The organism is Devosia sp. FJ2-5-3 (assembly GCF_029201545.1).
Taxonomy (GTDB): domain Bacteria; phylum Pseudomonadota; class Alphaproteobacteria; order Rhizobiales; family Devosiaceae; genus Devosia.
Window position 1 is genome coordinate 270,181 of sequence record NZ_CP104007.1, and the last position, 16,386, is coordinate 286,566.

At 63.3% G+C, this 16,386-nt stretch carries 14 protein-coding genes; 13 read left to right on the top strand and 1 reads right to left on the bottom strand.

The genetic code is table 11. The annotated features are described in order from the left end of the window. Window positions 1-161: 161 nt before the first annotated feature. The 12 genes from N0P34_RS01400 to N0P34_RS01455 all read left to right on the top strand — a co-directional run bounded on the left by N0P34_RS01400 (window position 162) and on the right by N0P34_RS01455 (window position 14,268). Window positions 162-2,300: an arylsulfatase gene (locus tag N0P34_RS01400; RefSeq protein WP_275605242.1), complete on the top strand. Its 2,139-nt coding sequence runs from the start codon at window positions 162-164 to the stop codon at window positions 2,298-2,300. A 61-nt stretch (window positions 2,301-2,361) separates the two neighbouring features. Continuing rightward, window positions 2,362-3,252 carry a formylglycine-generating enzyme family protein gene (locus N0P34_RS01405; RefSeq protein WP_275605243.1) on the top strand — a complete coding sequence of 297 codons (891 nt, stop codon included), beginning with the start codon at window positions 2,362-2,364 and terminating at the stop codon, window positions 3,250-3,252. Then, window positions 3,249-4,562, top strand: coding sequence for a sulfatase-like hydrolase/transferase (locus N0P34_RS01410; RefSeq protein ID WP_275605244.1), 1,314 nt, complete (start codon window positions 3,249-3,251; stop codon window positions 4,560-4,562). The genes N0P34_RS01405 and N0P34_RS01410 overlap by 4 nt, the downstream gene beginning before the upstream one ends. A 43-nt stretch (window positions 4,563-4,605) precedes the next feature. Beyond that, entirely contained in the window at window positions 4,606-6,126 is a 1,521-nt protein-coding gene (locus N0P34_RS01415) for a sulfatase (protein ID WP_275605245.1), read from the top strand. 48 nt (window positions 6,127-6,174) lie between these two features. Then, entirely contained in the window at window positions 6,175-7,212 is a 1,038-nt protein-coding gene (locus N0P34_RS01420; RefSeq protein ID WP_275605246.1) for a LacI family DNA-binding transcriptional regulator, read from the top strand. A gap of 442 nt (window positions 7,213-7,654) precedes the next feature. After that, window positions 7,655-8,686: an ABC transporter substrate-binding protein gene (locus N0P34_RS01425; protein WP_275605247.1), complete on the top strand. Its 1,032-nt coding sequence runs from the start codon at window positions 7,655-7,657 to the stop codon at window positions 8,684-8,686. A 96-nt stretch (window positions 8,687-8,782) separates the two neighbouring features. Further along, the gene (locus tag N0P34_RS01430) at window positions 8,783-9,580 is read left to right on the top strand and encodes an ABC transporter ATP-binding protein (RefSeq protein WP_275605248.1); all 798 of its coding nucleotides are present in this window, start codon (window positions 8,783-8,785) and stop codon (window positions 9,578-9,580) included. Further along, window positions 9,580-10,368, top strand: a complete 789-nt coding sequence (locus N0P34_RS01435; RefSeq protein ID WP_275605249.1) for an ABC transporter permease — start codon at window positions 9,580-9,582, stop codon at window positions 10,366-10,368. Before N0P34_RS01430 ends, N0P34_RS01435 begins: the two co-directional genes overlap by 1 nt. After that, entirely contained in the window at window positions 10,368-11,177 is an 810-nt protein-coding gene (locus tag N0P34_RS01440) for an ABC transporter permease (protein ID WP_275605250.1), read from the top strand. Before N0P34_RS01435 ends, N0P34_RS01440 begins: the two co-directional genes overlap by 1 nt. Then, the gene (guaD, locus tag N0P34_RS01445) at window positions 11,174-12,532 is read left to right on the top strand and encodes a guanine deaminase (protein WP_275605251.1); all 1,359 of its coding nucleotides are present in this window, start codon (window positions 11,174-11,176) and stop codon (window positions 12,530-12,532) included. Before N0P34_RS01440 ends, guaD begins: the two co-directional genes overlap by 4 nt. 45 nt (window positions 12,533-12,577) lie before the next feature. Then, the gene (locus tag N0P34_RS01450; RefSeq protein WP_275605252.1) at window positions 12,578-13,504 is read left to right on the top strand and encodes a sulfite exporter TauE/SafE family protein; all 927 of its coding nucleotides are present in this window, start codon (window positions 12,578-12,580) and stop codon (window positions 13,502-13,504) included. Beyond that, window positions 13,501-14,268, top strand: a complete 768-nt coding sequence (locus tag N0P34_RS01455) for a TIGR02186 family protein (RefSeq protein ID WP_275605253.1) — start codon at window positions 13,501-13,503, stop codon at window positions 14,266-14,268. The genes N0P34_RS01450 and N0P34_RS01455 overlap by 4 nt, the downstream gene beginning before the upstream one ends. Window positions 14,269-14,299: 31 nt before the next feature. Here N0P34_RS01455 and N0P34_RS01460 read toward each other — a convergent pair whose 3' ends face one another. Beyond that, complete coding sequence (locus tag N0P34_RS01460) at window positions 14,300-15,022, bottom strand: GntR family transcriptional regulator (RefSeq protein ID WP_275605254.1); 723 nt, start codon at window positions 15,020-15,022, stop codon at window positions 14,300-14,302. 249 nt (window positions 15,023-15,271) lie between these two features. Between N0P34_RS01460 and N0P34_RS01465 the strand changes: the two genes are divergently transcribed. Next, on the top strand, window positions 15,272-16,360 hold the full coding sequence (locus N0P34_RS01465; RefSeq protein WP_275605255.1) for an ABC transporter ATP-binding protein: 1,089 nt from the start codon (window positions 15,272-15,274) through the stop codon (window positions 16,358-16,360). Window positions 16,361-16,386: the final 26 nt, after the last annotated feature.

Sequence of the window (16,386 nt, forward strand, 5' to 3'; positions counted from 1 at the left end):
GGCAGTCATAATGGCTTTGGGCGCTTGACCCAAGTGCAAAACGCGATAATCTGAAAACGATTTCAGATGAACCGGAATGTCTTGTGGAAACGCTAGAAGCCAACTTTGGCGGACGCCTTGGGAAAACAGTCAATGAATCAACGGCATGGTGGCCGCCACGGGTGAGCTCTGCGCCGCGCGCACCCAATGTGCTGCAGGTCATCTTCGACGATACGGGATGGTCCGATTTCGGATGTTTCGGCTCCGACATTGAAACGTCGTTCATCGACGCACTTGCCGCGGGCGGTTTGCGCTACACCAATTTCCATGTGACGCCGCTGTGTTCGCCGACAAGGGCGTGCCTGATGACGGGGCGCAACCACCACCGCGTCGGCATGCGGTTCCTGGCTGACATCGATACCGGGTTCCCCAATTCCCGCGGGCGCATCGACCCCGAATTGCCCATGGTGCCGGCGCAGCTGCAGCAGGCGGGCTATGGCACATATCTGATCGGCAAATGGCATCTGGCGCCGCAGCATGAAATCACGCCGGCGGGGCCGTTCCGGCACTGGCCGCTTGCGCGCGGCTTTGATCGCTTCTTCGGGTTTCTCGATGGCTGCACCGACCAGTTCTCTCCCGAGCTGTTCGAGGACAACCATTTTCTCCGGCATGGCATGGGTGCGGAGCACCTCAATACCGAGCTGGCCGATCGGGCCATGCAGATCCTCGCCGATCACGCGCTCTATCGGCCGAACGATCCCTTCTACATGACCTTTGCGCCCGGGGCGACGCATGCCCCGCTGCAGGCGCCTCGGGCCCTGATCGACAAATATGTGCCCATTTTCGAAGGCGGCTGGGATCTGGCGCGAGAGCGGCGACTGGGCCGCCAGATTGCCGAGGGGCTGGTTCCTGCCGGCACGGAATTGACCCCGCGCAATCCGGGCGTGCGCGCCTGGGATGATCTCACCGCCGACGAAAAGCGGCTCTATGTGCGCCAGCAGGCGGCCTTTGCCGCGTTCCTCGAGCATACCGACACCGAGATCGGGCGCATCCTGAGCCATCTCGAAAAGCTCGGCATGCGCGAGGATACCATGGTGCTGGTCATGGCGGACAATGGCGCCAGCCGGGAAGGCGGGGTCAATGGGGCCGTGGATATCAACGGTCCCTATAGCGGCAGACCGGAAGGGCTCGCGGCGCAACTGGCGCGCATCGATGATATTGGTGGGCCCGATGGGCCGGCCCACTATCCCGAAGGCTGGGCAATGGCGGGCAATACGCCCTTCCGCCGCTACAAGCAGTCGGTGGAATTGGGTGGCGTGCGCTCGCCCCTCATCGTCAACTGGCCGAGGGGCATTGCCGATCAGGGCGGCGTCCGCACCCAGTTCGCCCATGCGATCGACATTGCGGCCACGGTGATGGATGCCGCCGGGGTCTATAGCCGCGTCGCCATGGATGGCGGCAGCCTGCGCAACAGTTTCGCGTCGGCCAAAGCCCCGGCACCGCGGACGACCCAATATTGGGAAATGTTCGGCCATCGCGCCATCTGGCAGGATGGGTGGAAAGCCGTGGCGGAACATCTGCGCGGCGCCGATTACGGCGACGATGTCTGGCGCCTTTATGACACGAGGGCCGACTTCGCTGAAAATGTCGACGTTTCCGGCGATCATCCAGAAATGCTGGCTGAGCTGATCGCCACATGGTGGCGGGAAGCCGAGCGCAATCAGGTCTTGCCGCTCGACGATCGCACCCTGGTGCAATTGCTCAACGAAACGAAGACGCCGTACCAATTGGCCAATCGCCGGCAATTGGTGCTGGTTCCGGAAAACAGCCATGTGCCCGTGCCCACCGGCGTCGCGGCCGCCGGGCGCGATCTGCGCGTCACCGCAAGGCTGCGCGGACGAAGAGCAGGCGAGGGCGGGATCATCCTCGTTTCAGGGGCGCGGCAGGGGGGCTATGCGATCTATGTCGATGGCGATGCTCTCGTCTTCGAGCATATGGCCCTGGGGCAAAGGGCACGCTTCTCGGGAGCCATTCCTGCTGGCGACGCGCTCGTCCAGCTGGAGGTGCGCCATGGCGATAGCGGGGCTAATGCGATTCTCTCGCTTGGCGACAGGGTGGTGAGCGAGGGCTCGCTTCCCATGGCGATATCGCACCCCTCCTTTTGGGGGCTCGACGTTGGAGCGGCCGCAGCGACCGCTTTTTCCCAAGCCTATGCCGAGATTGGCCGGTTTTCCGATGGCGTACTCGACACTGTCACACTTACCTTCCTCGAGGAGATGACCAGCGAAGATCTGGCCGAGCTTATCGCGCAGGGTGAATGACATGGACGAGGTGACGGCGTTGACTGGAGGAAGCTGTTGCGCCCCGAAGGGGAGCGGAGCGTTGCTGGCGGCAAAGTGCTGCGCCGCCTCGCCTCGGGACGCTTTGGTGGCGGGTACGGTGCTCATTCCAGGCGGCAAGGCCGAAATCGGCACCGATCACCCCGCCTTGCCGCAGGACGGGGAAGGACCGCGTCGGACCGTCGCCATAAAGCCATTCCGGCTGGGTGAAACGGCGGTGACCAATGCACAATTCGCCGCCTTCATCACCGAAACCGGATACCAGACCGAGGCCGAGCGCTTCGGCTGGTCCTACGTGTTCCATCTTTTCGTGCCCGAGACCTTGGCGACCAGGGGCGTGGTGGGCACCGAATGGTGGCGCGCGGTAGAGGGCGCCGGATGGGACCGGCCGGAAGGGCCGGCGAGCGATCTCGAGGGGCGCGAGGACCATCCTGTCGTCCATGTGTCGTGGAACGATGCCGTCGCCTTTGCGGCATGGGCCGGCGGTCGCCTGCCCAGCGAAGTGGAATGGGAACATGCCGCGCGCGGGGGTCTTGCAGGGGCGATTTATCCCTGGGGCGAGGATGAACCCGATGACGAGCAGGTCATGCCCTGCAATATCTGGCAGGGGCAGTTTCCGATGCGCAATACGGCGGCCGATGGTCACGTCGGTCTCGCGCCGGCTCGATCCTTCCAGCCCAATGGCTATGGGCTCTTCAACATGAGCGGCAATTGCTGGGAATGGGCGGCCGATGCCTTCCGCATCCGCTCGCTCAAGAAACAGGCCAGGGAGCGCAATGAGCGCGCGGCGGCTGAAAACCATCGCCTGCTCAAGGGCGGATCCTATCTCTGCCACAAGAGCTATTGCTACCGCTACCGCATCGCGGCGCGGATCGGCAACACACCCGATTCAACCACCGGACATACCGGCTTTCGCCTGGCTTTCGACGCATGAGCAAGACCGGCCCAAACATTATCCTGTTCCTCACGGACGACCATGCGCGCTGGGCCCTGCCGAGCTATGGCAATGGGGCCGTCCATGCGCCGAACCTGTCGGCGCTGGCGGCGCGGGGCATTGTCTATGAGGATGCCTATACGGCCTCTCCCGTCTGCTCGCCGGCGCGGGCGAGCCTGCTCACCGGGCTCATGCCGTCCGAGCATGGGGTGCACGATTTCCTCGCCTCCAACCCGAAATTCGACGGCCATAACTGGCTCGAGGGCATTCCCACACTGGCAACAGCGCTGCGTGCGGCGGGCTATCGCTGCGGCCTCGTCGGCAAGTGGCACCTTGCCATGGACTCGACGCCCCCCGCGGGGTTCGAGTCCTGGTACGCGCTCAACGGCGAATACCCGATCCACCACGAGGGGGACAACGGTTTCAGCCGCAACGGGGTGCAGGAGCGGGTCGTCGGCAATCTGACCGACGCCATAACTGCGGGGGCTCTCGACTTCCTCGAAGAGGCGGACGATCGCCCCTATTTCCTTATCGTCGGCTATTATGCCACGCACTCGCCCTGGAGCGACCAGCCTTCGCGACTGGTCGATCTTTATGCGACGCATGATTTCGTCGAGATCGATCAGAAGGGGCCAATCGCGCCGGGGCTGCTCAATGTCGAGCTGGCGGGTGCGGACGAAGCGGGCCGTCGGGCGGCGCGGCAGAACTATTATGCCGCGGTCAGCCATATCGATGAGGGCGTGGGGCAGGTCCTGGCGGCCGTGGACGGGAGCCGGACGCTCGCCATCTATACCGCCGATCATGGCCTCAGCCTTGGCCAGCACGGCATATTCGGCAAGGGCAATGCCACACGGCCGCAAAATCTGCTCGACGACAATATCCGGATACCGCTGATCGTCGCCGGACCGGGCGTGGCGCCGGGAGAGCGAGTGTCCGGATTTTTCGACCATACGGACACGCACCAGATGATTCTTGCTGCGGCAGGGCTTGGCCATCGCGCCCTGCCTGAAAACAAGGCCCTGCAGTTCTGCGAATATGGCACGGCGCGGATGGTGCGCACTAAGAGCCACAAGCTGGTCACCTGGACCAATGGGTCGCCTTCCCAGCTCTACCAGGTCGGGGAGGTCGGCGAATTGCGCCTTGATCCCGCAGCCGATCCGTCACTGGAGCCCCTTGTGCGCGCGCTCGAACAAGCGGTTTCGGCATTCTTCGATCACCATTCCGATCCCTCGCGCAGCGGGCCGGAGGCGCTCCGTCAGGGGCGGTACAATCATAACCAGGCCTGGGATTCCTTCGTGCCGCGCGCATGAAGACCGCCAGGTTTGCAAGCGCCAGGGCGCGGGATATCCAGCAATGAAAACTGTGTTCGTTCTCTTCGACTCGCTCAATCGCAAGGCCATGGAATGTTATGGCGGCAACGAGGTGAAAACGCCCAATTTCGCCCGCTTTGCCGAGCGCGCGGTGACCTTCGACACCCATTATGTCGGCAGCCTGCCGTGCATGCCGGCGCGGCGCGACATGCATACGGGGCGGCCGAGTTTCCTGCACCGCAGCTGGGGACCGCTGGAGCCCTTCGACAATTCCTTCCCCGAATTGTTCAAGCAGGCGGGCATCTATTCTCACATCATCACCGACCATCACCACTATTTCGCCGATGGCGGGGCGACCTATCACAACCGTTTCTCGAGCTGGGAGATGGTGCGCGGCAATGGCGCCGATCACTGGAAAGCGGTGGTCGAGCCTGACATGGAGCGCTATCGGCGCCAGTTTGGTGCGGGGCAGGTGCGTCCCTATCTTGCGCCCTACATGGTCAATCGCGACCATATCCGCGCCGAGGCGGATTTTTCCTGCCCGCAGGTGTTCGGCCATGCCCTGGATTTCCTCGAAACCAATCACCGATCGGACAATTGGTTTCTGCAGATCGAGAGCTTTGATCCGCACGAGCCGTTCTTCGCGCCGCAGCGCTTCCGGGACCAGTATCCGACCGGCTATAGCGGCCCCATCATCGATTGGCCGACCTATGGCAAGGTTACGGAAGGTCCCGAGGAAGTGGCCGAAATCCGTGCCAATTACTCGGCGCTGGTGGCCATGTGCGACGACTATTTCGGGCGCCTGCTCGACTTTTTCGATGAGCACGACCTCTGGGCCGATACGGCGCTGGTGGTCTCCACCGATCACGGCTTCCTGCTCGGCGAGCATGAATGCTGGGGCAAGAATCTGATGCCGGTATTCGACGAACAGGCGCGCATTCCACTGATGATATATCATCCCCGCCATGCCCAGCGCGGCGGCGAGCGGCGCGCGGCCCTGACGCAGACGGTCGACCTGATGCCTACATTCCTCGACCTCTATGAGCTCCCCGTTCCCGACGAGGTCCGCGGCAAATCGCTGTTGCCGCTCATGGACACTGATGCCCCGCTGCACGAGGCCGTGCTGTATGGCTATTTCGGTGCCGCCTGCAACATAACCGACGGGCGCTACACCTATTTCCGCTATCCCGAAGACATGTCGGCCGATGCGCTCTACGAATACACCCTGATGCCGACGCGCATGCACCAGCGTTTCCCCTTGGGGCAACTCGCTGACATGACCCTCCACCCGCCGTTCGATTTCACCAAGAATATCTCCACCCTCAAGGTGAAGCCGGCGGCCAACAAGAATGGGCGGCCGGGGGTAATGGAGGGGCGGGACTATATCGGCACCACCACCGTGCTGTACGACACCGAGGCCGATCCCGGCCAGCTGGTCCCCATCGTTGATCCCGAAATCGAGGGGCGGCTCCTCGCCGAGATGGTGCGGATGTTCGATGCGCTCGATGCGCCCCCCGAAATGTACCAGCGTTTCGGGCTCCGCCCGGCCGCGGCCTTGCAGTGAGGCTGCCAATGGGGCACATCTGAAACAGACTGAAAAGAATGGGCTCCCATGGTTCGCATCACTGACGTCGCACGCGCTGCCAATGTATCGCCTGCCACGGTTTCGCGGGTGCTCAACCAGCCCGACATCGTCGTGCCGGAGAAGCGCGAACGCGTCCTGGCGGCCATCCGGGCGCTCAATTATTCGCCCAATACCTTGGCCCACGGGCTGAGGGCCGGGGCGGTCAAGACCGTGTCCCTGCTCGTCGGCGATATTTCCCAGCCATTTCATGGCGCCTTCGCCAAGGCCATCGACAAGGTGGGCGAGCGCCTCGGCTATCACGTGCTGCTGCGGGACCTCGATCACAGCGAAGACCGCCTTGTGCGCGTGCTGAACGAGCTGCGGCCCAGCGACACTTATGGCGTCGTCATCGCGACCGCTGACGATCTCAGCGTGCCACGGGTCCGCGCGGCCATCGCGACCGCCCAGGAGCGGGGCCTGTTCGTCGTCTCCAGCGCGCAGATCGTCGATGACAGCGTCCCCTCCATCGTGCCGCGCTACCAGGCCATTTCCCATCTCGCCACCGTGCATCTGGCCACGGCCGGCGTCTGGCCGATCATCTTTCTGGGCGGAAGCGACAGCTCGCCCTTGTCGCGGGAGCGGCGCGAAGGGTTCGAGCGCGCCAGCGCCGAACTTGGGCATGACGATGCCGCGCGCTGGATGCTCGACGGGCAGTTCGCGGTGGATGAAAGCCGCCACCAGGTCGACGCCCTGCTGTCCCGCGAACTCGGCAAGGGAATTCGCCTCGACGCATCGCGGCTCGGCATTATCGCGGTCAATATGCGCATGGCGATCGGCGCGTTGCAGGCGATAACGGACCGCAGCCTTTCTGTGCCCCAGGACGTGGCGCTGGTCTGCTGCGAGGATTTGCCGCTGGCATCCGAATGGCGCCCCTCGGTAACCACCGTCGGCATTGATTTTGCGGTGCTGGCAGAGGCCTGTTTTGCCAGTCTCGTCGCCGGCAAGGACGCTCCGCCGGTTACCTATCTCTCCCACAAGATCACGGTGAGAAATTCCAGTCGCATCGCCGAGCCCGATCAGGGCTAGCATTTTGCCGGCAGTCTGAAATGCCTGTTTCAGAAATTTCAGTTCGCGGATCTGTGCATTTGAGCACTAGAGCACCATCATGCCCTTCGTTTGCGCAATGGCCACGGTCACGACAGACAAACGGCGATGTCCGAATCGTTGATAAGAAAAGCGTTTGATACTAGTGCTTTAGATGTATGGATTTGTGGGCCGCTGACCCTGTTCGGCCGTTTTCCCTGCCCGGAAAATGGGCAGCACGCGCTGGTCGCGCGGAATATAATTCGCAATGCACAGATCGCAGTTGACTCCGCCTTAGAGACGTTTTTTACTGAAATCGATTACAGAGCGACGTTGGAGGGTCAACGTCCACTGTGGTGCACCGGATGGTTCGGTGCAGGAGCCGGGCGCCTGAGGGAACGGCGCCTGATGGGGAAAAGGGCCGCTTGAGCGGATGGAGCGCAGAATGACGATCTCGAAATTTTCACTGGCTGGCTTGTCGCGCCGCAATTTCATGGCGCTGGCCGGCGCCGGCACGGTGGCAGCCGGTCTTTCCGGCCGGGCGTTCGCGCAGGCCGAGCCGACCGACCTGGCGGTGCAGCTTAATTGGCTGGAGACCGCCGATTTCGCCCCCGCCTTCGCCGCCGAAATGATGGGATACGATGTCGCGCACGGCATTCGTCAGTCCTTCGTGCCGGGAGGGCCGCAGATCGATCCGATCCAGTCCGTGGCGGGTGGCTCTGCCCCTGTGGGGTTTGCCGCAAGCGTCGGCCAATGCGCCCTGGCGCGGGCCAGTGGCATTCCGATCAAGATCTTCGGCGCATTCAACCGGACATCGCCGATCGGGCTCATCAGTCTTGCCGAAAATGCGATCACGACGCCCGCAGATGCGGTCGGAAAACGAATTGGCCTCCAGGGCGGGGCGCGCCTCGCATGGTCGATCATCCTCAAGGAAAATGCGCTGTCCGAGGGTGACATGACCATCGTTCCGGTGGCCGGCGACGTCAGCCCGCTTGTTTCAAAGCAGGTGGATGGTTTCTGGGGGTCGGCGGTCAACCAGCACATCTCGCTGGCCCGCGCGGGTGTGCCCAACCACATCATGACCCGAAGCGAAGTCGGGGCGCCCGAGCATTTCGGCGTCTTGTTCGCGCTCGAAAGCACGCTTGCCGAACGCCGCGACGATATCGTCGCCTGGCTGGCGGCGCTGGTCGAGGGGCAGCGCTACTATATGGGTAACAGCGATATCGTCGCCGATCACATCGTGGCGCGTTCGCCGGCCCTGCAGCTCAATACCGAGCAGCTGCGGGAGCAGTCCGCCGCCATAATTTCCTTCATCAATGTACCCGGCAAGGACTTGCCCCTGCTGCGCCTCGACGAGGAAGGGGGCGCGCAGGCGATCTCCCAGCTCGATGCACAGGGCCAGTTGCCGTCCCCCGTGTCGCTGGCAGATCTGCTGGATGGCAGCCTGCTCGATGAAGCCTATGCGGTTCTAGGTTGAACCAAACCGGGGAGGCGGCGATCCGCCTCCCTCCGGCAAGACCCGTGGTTTTGAAGCGCCGAGGGCGCCGGGCCGCGGAAGATAGGGAGAGAGCTGATGGACAGTGGTGAAATCAGACTAATTGGCGTTTCCAAGACGTTTTCGTCTCCATCGGGCGATGTGCGCGCCGTCGATCACGTGAATTGCAGCATCAACAAGGGTGAGTTCGTGGCGCTGATCGGCCCCTCGGGCTGCGGCAAGTCCACCGTGCTGCGCATGCTGGGAGATCTCGAACATCCCACGGCCGGTGCGGTTACCATTGCGGGATCACCCCCCGCCGATCTGCGCCGCCAGCGCCGCATCGGCATGGTGTTTCAGGATGCCAATCTGCTGCCATGGCGCACGGTCCGCGAGAACATCGCATTGCCGCTCGAAATTGCCGGCAACAGTGCCGGAACGAGCGCACGCGATATTGACGACCTGCTGGCGCTGGTGGGGCTCTCGGACTTTCCCAATGCGCTGCCCTGGCAATTGTCCGGCGGCATGCGGCAGCGCGTGGCCATTGCCCGCGCCCTGGTTCTCAATCCGGACGTGCTGCTGCTCGACGAACCCTTTGGCGCCCTTGATGAGATTACGCGCAACAGGCTCAACATCGATCTGCTCAAGATCTGGACCGAGGTGGGAATCACCGCGGTGCTGGTCACCCATTCCCTCGCCGAGGCGGTGATGATGTCGGATCGAATTTTCGTCATGTCGCCCCGTCCGGCCCGGATTACCGCCGTCGTCCCCGTCGATCTGCCCCGCCCGCGAACGGCCGGCATGCAGCGTTCGCCCGAGTTCTTCGATATCGTCGCGCGGACAGGCGAAGCGCTCTATTCGCCCTTCGAAAGCGACGCCGACGGGGAAGCGGCGTGATGTCCGCCATTGCTATCACTCCCAAGACCTCGGGACGCCTGCGTTCGTTGACGGCGGTGCTGCTTGTTCTTGCCGTTTGGGAGCTTGCGGCACGCCTTTTCGCGCCCGGGCCGACGCCGATCATCCCGCCGCCGACGATCCTCGTCACCTATGTCGCGGACCATCTGGGCCTCCTGGCGGTCGTGGTGCGGCCGACGCTCATCGAAGCCGTATCCGGTTTCTGTATCGGCGCAGCATTCTCCATCGTCATGGCCGCCATTTTCGTGCGCTATCGGGGTGTCGAGGCGGCCCTCTCCAATACGCTGGTGCTGATCCATAGCCTGCCCATGCTGGCCATCATTCCGCTCCTCGTGATCTGGTTCGGCATCGGCTATACGCCCAAGATTGTCGTCGCGGCGCTGGCGACCTTTTTCCCCGTGCTCAATGGCGCCTTGCGCGGCCTTCGATCTGCCGATCGCAGCACGCTCGAGCTCATGCACCTGCTCAATGCCACCGGCATGCAGACACTGCTGAAGGTGCGCATTCCCTCCAGCCTTCCCTACATCTTTGCCGGCCTCAAGATCGCGGCGCCGCAAGCCGTACTGGGCGCCACGGTGGCGGAATGGATCGGCTCTCGCGAGGGCCTTGGCTCGCAGATCCTGATGGCTTTGCTGAACTACGACGTGCCCCTGCTCTGGGCCTGCATGGTGCTGTGCGCGGTGATGGCGGCGCTGGGTTTTTGCATCATTGTCGCGATTGAATATCTCGTCATCGGGCGGCGTGCCGAACCCCTAAAGGCTGAAGATTGATGAGTACCATGGATATTGTTCCTGTCGGCCCGGCCGGCGATCGGCCAGGCTCGGGCGCGCGGCTGCGCGAATTCCTGTTCCGTTTTGCCTCGCCACTCGTGGTCTTGTCCCTGCTGGCGATCTGGCAGCTGATCGCCATGGCTTTTGCCATTCCGGTCTACATTCTGCCCCAGCCCGTCAATCTGATCACTGCCTTGCCGGCAACGGGCCGGACATTGTTCAATGGCTGGGCCGTCACCATGATGGAGGCCAGCGCCGGCTTCATCATCGGCAATGTGTTTTCGATCGCTGTCGCCTTCCTCGTTACCGTGTCCAGCACGGCCCGGGCAGGGATCATGCCTGTTGCCCTGGCCATCAAGAGCGTCCCCATGGTGGCGATCACGCCGCTGATCACCCTGTCGGTCGGCTTCGGCCACGCGACGGTGGTGACCGTTGCGGCGCTGGTCTGCTTCTTTCCGACGCTGGTCAATGTCAGCCGCGGCTTGAAGGCGGCGCCTCGCGGGGCGATGGACCTCTTCCACATCATTGATGCCAACCCGGTCCAGACCTTCTGGAAGCTGCGTCTTCCCTATGCGCTTCCCTACCTCTTCACTGCCCTGCGCATTACCGCGCCGGCGGCGTTTGGTGGTGCCATGCTGGCGGAATATGTCGCCTCCAATGCCGGGCTCGGCTATCTGATCCAGGATGGCTACAGCCGGTTCCAGTTCATTCTGGTGTGGCAGATCGTGGTGCTCGCGACGGTGACGACGCTGACCGCCTTTTCCATTGTCGTCTGGTTCGAAAAGCGTGTCGTGGACAGCAAGCGATGAGCAAGTCGCTGCGCGGCATGGTTTTGCGGGGCAATTTCATCCACGCGCCCCTGCCGGGCGAAGTGGAGACGGTTCTCGATGCGCTCATGGTGGTCGGCAATGATGGCACGATCACCGCTCTCTACCCAACGGGGCATCCGGACCGCGGGGCGGTCGAGGCAAAGGCCACGGCAGACGGCGAGCTCGTCAGCTTCGGGTCCGCCGATTACATCCTTCCCGGCTTCGTCGATCTGCATGTGCACGCGCCGCAATATCCGCAGCTCGGCCTCGCGCTCGACGTGCCGCTCGAAGTCTGGCTCGGCAAATACACCTTCCCGCTCGAAGCGCGCTATGCGGACCTCGACTTCGCTCGCCAAAGCTATTCGACGCTGGTAGCCGATCTCCTTCGCAACGGCACGACCACCGCGCTCTACTTCGCCACCGTGCACGAGGAGGCAACAAAGCTGCTCGTCGATCTTTGCCTCGCGCTTGGGCAGAGGGCCCTTGTCGGCAAGGTGGCCATGGATAATCCCAAGACCTGCCCAGACTATTATCGCGACGCCTCGGCAGCCGGGGCGCTTGCGGCCACACGGGCGATCATCGACTATGTCCGCGCCCATGCGGACAATGGCGAGGGCAGGGTGCTGCCCGTCATCACCCCGCGCTTTATTCCCTCTTGCACCGATGAGCTGCTCGAGGGGCTCGGCCACCTTGCCCGCGACTCTGGCTGCCATGTCCAGACCCATTGCTCGGAAAGCGATTGGGCGCATTCCTATGTGCTCGACCGCCATGGCATGACCGATACGGCGAGTCTCGATCGCTTCGGGCTTCTGGGGCGGCGCAGCGTCCTTGCCCATGCCACCCGTCTCACCGAGGATGACAAGGACAGCATTATTGCCGCTGGCGCCGCCGTCGCGCACTGCCCGCTGTCCAATGCGTATTTTGGGGACGCCGTGTTTCCGCTGCGCGCCGCGCTCGAAAAGGGCATGCATGTGGGCATGGGCACCGATATTTCCGGCGGACCGTCCGCCTCGGTGCTCGAAACCGCCCGCATGGCGATTGCCGCGTCCCGCATTCTGGAAAGCGGCGCCGATCCCGATCGTCCGCCCGAGGCGCGCCAGCGCCCCGCGTCCCGCATCGATTTTCGCACCGCCTTCCATGTGGCGACGGCGGGGGGCGGCATCGCGCTCGACCTGCCCATCGGCCAGTTCGCGCCGGGCTATCATTTCGATGCCCTGCGCATCGACACGGCCGCTCCCGAAGGGGGAATTCGCATTTTTGGCGAAACCGATCCCGACCTCATCCTCCAAAAGATCATCTATACCGCCTCCCGTGCCAATATCGGCTCGGTCTGGGTGGGTGGACAGCCGGTCTAGGACTGCCCAACAGGATCGGCAGGCCGTCCAGAAAAGCCCCATATAATGAATGTCTATCTGCCGATCGCCGAGCTTTCCGTGAACCTCTTCTTTCTCGTGGGGATCGGAGGGGCGGTGGGGTTTTTGTCGGGCCTGTTCGGGGTGGGCGGCGGGTTTTTGCTGACCCCGCTGCTGATCTTTTCGGGCGTGCCGACTTCGGTGGCGGTGGCCTCGGTGACCGGCCAGGTGGTGGCCGCCTCGACCTCGGGGGCGCTCAGCCATTATCGGCGCGGCGGCATCGACCTGCATCTCGCGCTCTATCTCGTGCTCTCCGGCATATTGGGGGCCTTTGGCGGCGTCGCCGCTTTCTCGCTGCTGCGCCAGGCCGGCCAGCTCGATCTCGTCATTGCCCTCGGCTTTTTGATTTTGCTGGGTTTTGTCGGCCTTCTGATGCTGCAGGAGGCGGTGCGCGCCATTCTCAAGCAGCGCCAGGGGATCGTGGTGCGCGAGCGCATGCCGCACCAGCACAGCTGGATCCATGGCCTGCCCTGGCGCGTCCGCTTCAAGAAAAGCCGGCTCTATATCTCGGTGCTGCCGGTCCTCGCCATCGGCCTCTTCATCGGCTTTGTCGGCTCGCTGCTCGGCGTCGGTGGCGGCTTCATCATGGTGCCGGCGCTGGTCTATCTGTTGCGCGTGCCCGGCAATGTGGTGATCGGCACCTCGCTGGCCCAGGTGGTGGCGATGATGGCGGCGACCACGATCCTGCACGCCGTGCAGAGCCAGAGCGTCGATATCCTGCTCGCCTTCTGCCTGATGGTCGGCGGCACGGCGGGGGCCCAGTTCGGCGCCGCGGCGGGTAAACATCTGCGCGGCGAACAGCTGCGCGGCCTGCTCGCCCTCCTTGTGCTGGCCGTCGCCATCCGCTTTGGTCTCTCGCTGGTGCTGACCCCGTCCGATGTCTTCTCCATGGCGGTCATGGGGGCGGCGCGATGACCAAATTTCTTGTCATCATTGGCTTTTGTCTCGCCCTTCTGACGCCGGCGGCGGCACAGAACGCCCGGCTGGTCTCGACCCTCTCCAATGACACGATCGAGATCACCTCGAGCTTTGATGGCGAGCGGATGACCTTTTTCGGCAATATCGCCCCCGAGGCCGGCTCGGGGCAGCGCTTTATCGAGGGGCCGTTCCACGTCATCGTCGTCATTCTCGGCCCCACCCAGGACCTTGTGGCCCGGCAGATGACGCATAATTTCGGCATCTGGCTCAACACCGACGAAGTGGCCTTCCCGCGCTTTCCCAGCTATTTCCACGTGCTGGCCAGCGGGCGGCTGCGCGAGATTTCCGATGCCACCACCCTGACCAGCAATTTCATCCTGCCCGAGGCCCATGCCATGGTGCCCAATCCGGCCGGCTGGTGGAAAACCCTGGTGTTCGGGCGCGAACTCATTCGCCTGATGACCGAGGAAAACCTGTTCGGGGTGCAGGAAAACGGCGTCAATTTCCTCTCCGACACCTTCTATTCAGCGCAGCTGATCCTGCCCAGCAACGCCCCGCCCGGGCCCTATATCGCCCAGACCTATGTGTTCCGGAATGGCGAGATCATCGCCCGCAAATCCGAAGGCTTTGCCGTGCGCAAGATCGGCTTCGAGCGCTTCCTCGCCCAGTCGGCCACTCAATATCCGCTGATCTACGGCATTTGCTGCGTCATCCTCGCCCTCTTCACCGGCTGGCTCGGCGGCGTTTTATTCAGGCGCTAGGGCGTGTGCGCGCCGCCCCCCATGGGTGGCTTCATGCCTCCCGCGGGGCGATCGCCAGGGCCTCGCGCAAGGGCAGGTTCTCGGTGTCGCGGATGTCGAGATCGGTCTCGATATGGTCGATATGGTGGAGCAGCAGGCGTCCGGCCAGCTTGCCGTCGCGCTGCTCGAGGGCGGCGAGGATGCTGCCATGGTCAGCGTGCCCGCAGCTGGAGGTGCCCGAGCGCCCGTAAAGCGCGATGACTAGGGATGAGCGGGCGACCAATTCCTCCATGAAGCGCGACAGCACGGCATTGCCGGCCACCCGGGCGAGCAGCAGGTGAAAATCCCCCGAGGCATGGATTTCGGCGCGCCGCGCACTGGGGCCGCGCTCGGCCAGCAATTGGCTTTCATGGCGCAGCCGGTGCCGAAAGTCCTCGATATCGTGAGCCGTGATGCGTTCGGCTGCCGCCAGAGCCAGGCCCGGCTCGATCAGGCGCCGGGACGCGAAGACCTGGCGGGCATCTTCCGGCGTGGGGCTCGCGACGAAGGCGCCCCGGTTGCGCTCGGTGCTGACCAGTCCTTCGAAGGCCAGCGCCTGGAGGGCCTCCCGCACCACGGTCCGGCTCACATTGAAGAGCCGGCCCACTTCCACTTCATTGAGCTTGGTGCCCGGGGCCAGACGACGATCGATGATCGCGTCCCGCAGATGATCGCGGATCATGGCAGCGCGATCCTCCACCGCCACTGGTGCCGCGATTTGCTCAATTGGGGTCATGGTTCTTCTTAGAAAAATTCGCGCCATTGCGAAAGGGCGAAGTCGCATACAAACCACCGCCAGATTGCATACAATCTCATCGGGTATTGCGGTTACATGCCTATAAAGCGTGCAGCATCTGGTAGTGCCTCTATTTTGACACCGCGCGTAAGTCCAAGCATAAGTGAGCAATCGCAACGGCTTAACGAGCAAAAATCCAGTCTGGCACGGCGAATGCATAGTTGTCCCCTGACAAACGGGGGGTTCTGGATGTCAAAAGCAGTCGAAATCGACATCGCCTCGGTTTCCAAGATCTACGGCAAGACAATTGCCGTGGACGCCATCAGCCTCAAGATCCCTGCCGGCAGCTATTGCTGCCTGTTGGGACCCTCGGGGTGCGGCAAGACTTCAACCCTGCGGATGATTGCCGGGCACGAAAGTGTGTCGATTGGTGACATCGTTCTGGGCAAGGACGTGGTCACCGATCTGCCGCCCGCCCGGCGCGGCACGGCGATGATGTTCCAGTCCTACGCGCTCTTTCCGCATCTCGATCTCGTTGACAACGTCGCCTTCAGCCTCCGCATGGCCGGAGTCGACAGGCAGACGCGGCGGGCGCGTGCCCTTGAAATGCTGCGGCTGATGCAGATGGACGCCTATGCCGACCGGCGTCCGGCGCAGCTGTCGGGTGGGCAGCAGCAGCGGGTGGCGCTGGCCCGGGCACTCATCACCGATCCCGAGGCGCTGCTGCTCGACGAGCCATTGTCCGCACTCGACCCCTTCCTCAAGATCCGCATGCGGGCCGAGCTCAAAAAGCTGCAGAAGCAGCTCGGCATCACTTTCGTGCATGTGACGCACAGCCAGGAAGAGGCCATGGCGCTGGCCGATCTCATCGTGGTGATGAGCGATGGTCGCATCGAGCAGGCAGCGAGCCCGCGCGACGTATTCGAGCGTCCGGCCACCGCTTTCGTCGCCCGCTTCATGGGCGATCACAATGTCATTTCCGGTGGGGTCACCGCCATCGCCGAAGGGCTCACGACATTCGAAGTTGCCGGAGGCGGCCGTTTCCTGGCGTCGGGCGCAGCGCAGCCAGTCGGGTCGAGCGTCGATGCAGCCATTCGCACCGACCATGTCCGGATCGGGGAGAGCCCGGTTCCTGGCCTGGGCTTCACCGGCCTCATTTCCAACATCGAATATCGCGGCGCGACGGTGAAGCTCACCATCGAAGGTGCCGGCATTGCCGAATTCACCGCCATCATCACCGACACCGCCTTTTACGCGACCTCGGTCGCGGTCGGCGATGCGGTGCCCCTCCATTGGGCTGTCGAGGACGCGATCATCCTCGGCACCTCCAATCGATAACCAGCCAGCAACAGGGACATCAGGCT

Excerpts from the sequence above, each read along its gene's own strand:
- N0P34_RS01410 (WP_275605244.1), top strand. The coding sequence starts at position 3,249 with ATGAGCAAGACCGGCCCAAACATTATCCTGTTCCTCACGGACGACCAT.
- N0P34_RS01415 (WP_275605245.1), top strand. The coding sequence starts at position 4,606 with ATGAAAACTGTGTTCGTTCTCTTCGACTCGCTCAATCGCAAGGCCATG.
- N0P34_RS01420 (WP_275605246.1), top strand. The coding sequence starts at position 6,175 with ATGGTTCGCATCACTGACGTCGCACGCGCTGCCAATGTATCGCCTGCC.
- N0P34_RS01425 (WP_275605247.1), top strand. The coding sequence starts at position 7,655 with ATGACGATCTCGAAATTTTCACTGGCTGGCTTGTCGCGCCGCAATTTC.
- N0P34_RS01430 (WP_275605248.1), top strand. The coding sequence starts at position 8,783 with ATGGACAGTGGTGAAATCAGACTAATTGGCGTTTCCAAGACGTTTTCG.
- N0P34_RS01435 (WP_275605249.1), top strand. The coding sequence starts at position 9,580 with ATGTCCGCCATTGCTATCACTCCCAAGACCTCGGGACGCCTGCGTTCG.
- N0P34_RS01440 (WP_275605250.1), top strand. The coding sequence starts at position 10,368 with ATGAGTACCATGGATATTGTTCCTGTCGGCCCGGCCGGCGATCGGCCA.
- guaD (WP_275605251.1), top strand. The coding sequence starts at position 11,174 with ATGAGCAAGTCGCTGCGCGGCATGGTTTTGCGGGGCAATTTCATCCAC.
- N0P34_RS01450 (WP_275605252.1), top strand. The coding sequence starts at position 12,578 with ATGAATGTCTATCTGCCGATCGCCGAGCTTTCCGTGAACCTCTTCTTT.
- N0P34_RS01455 (WP_275605253.1), top strand. The coding sequence starts at position 13,501 with ATGACCAAATTTCTTGTCATCATTGGCTTTTGTCTCGCCCTTCTGACG.
- N0P34_RS01460 (WP_275605254.1), bottom strand. The coding sequence starts at position 15,022 with ATGACCCCAATTGAGCAAATCGCGGCACCAGTGGCGGTGGAGGATCGC.
- N0P34_RS01465 (WP_275605255.1), top strand. The coding sequence starts at position 15,272 with ATGTCAAAAGCAGTCGAAATCGACATCGCCTCGGTTTCCAAGATCTAC.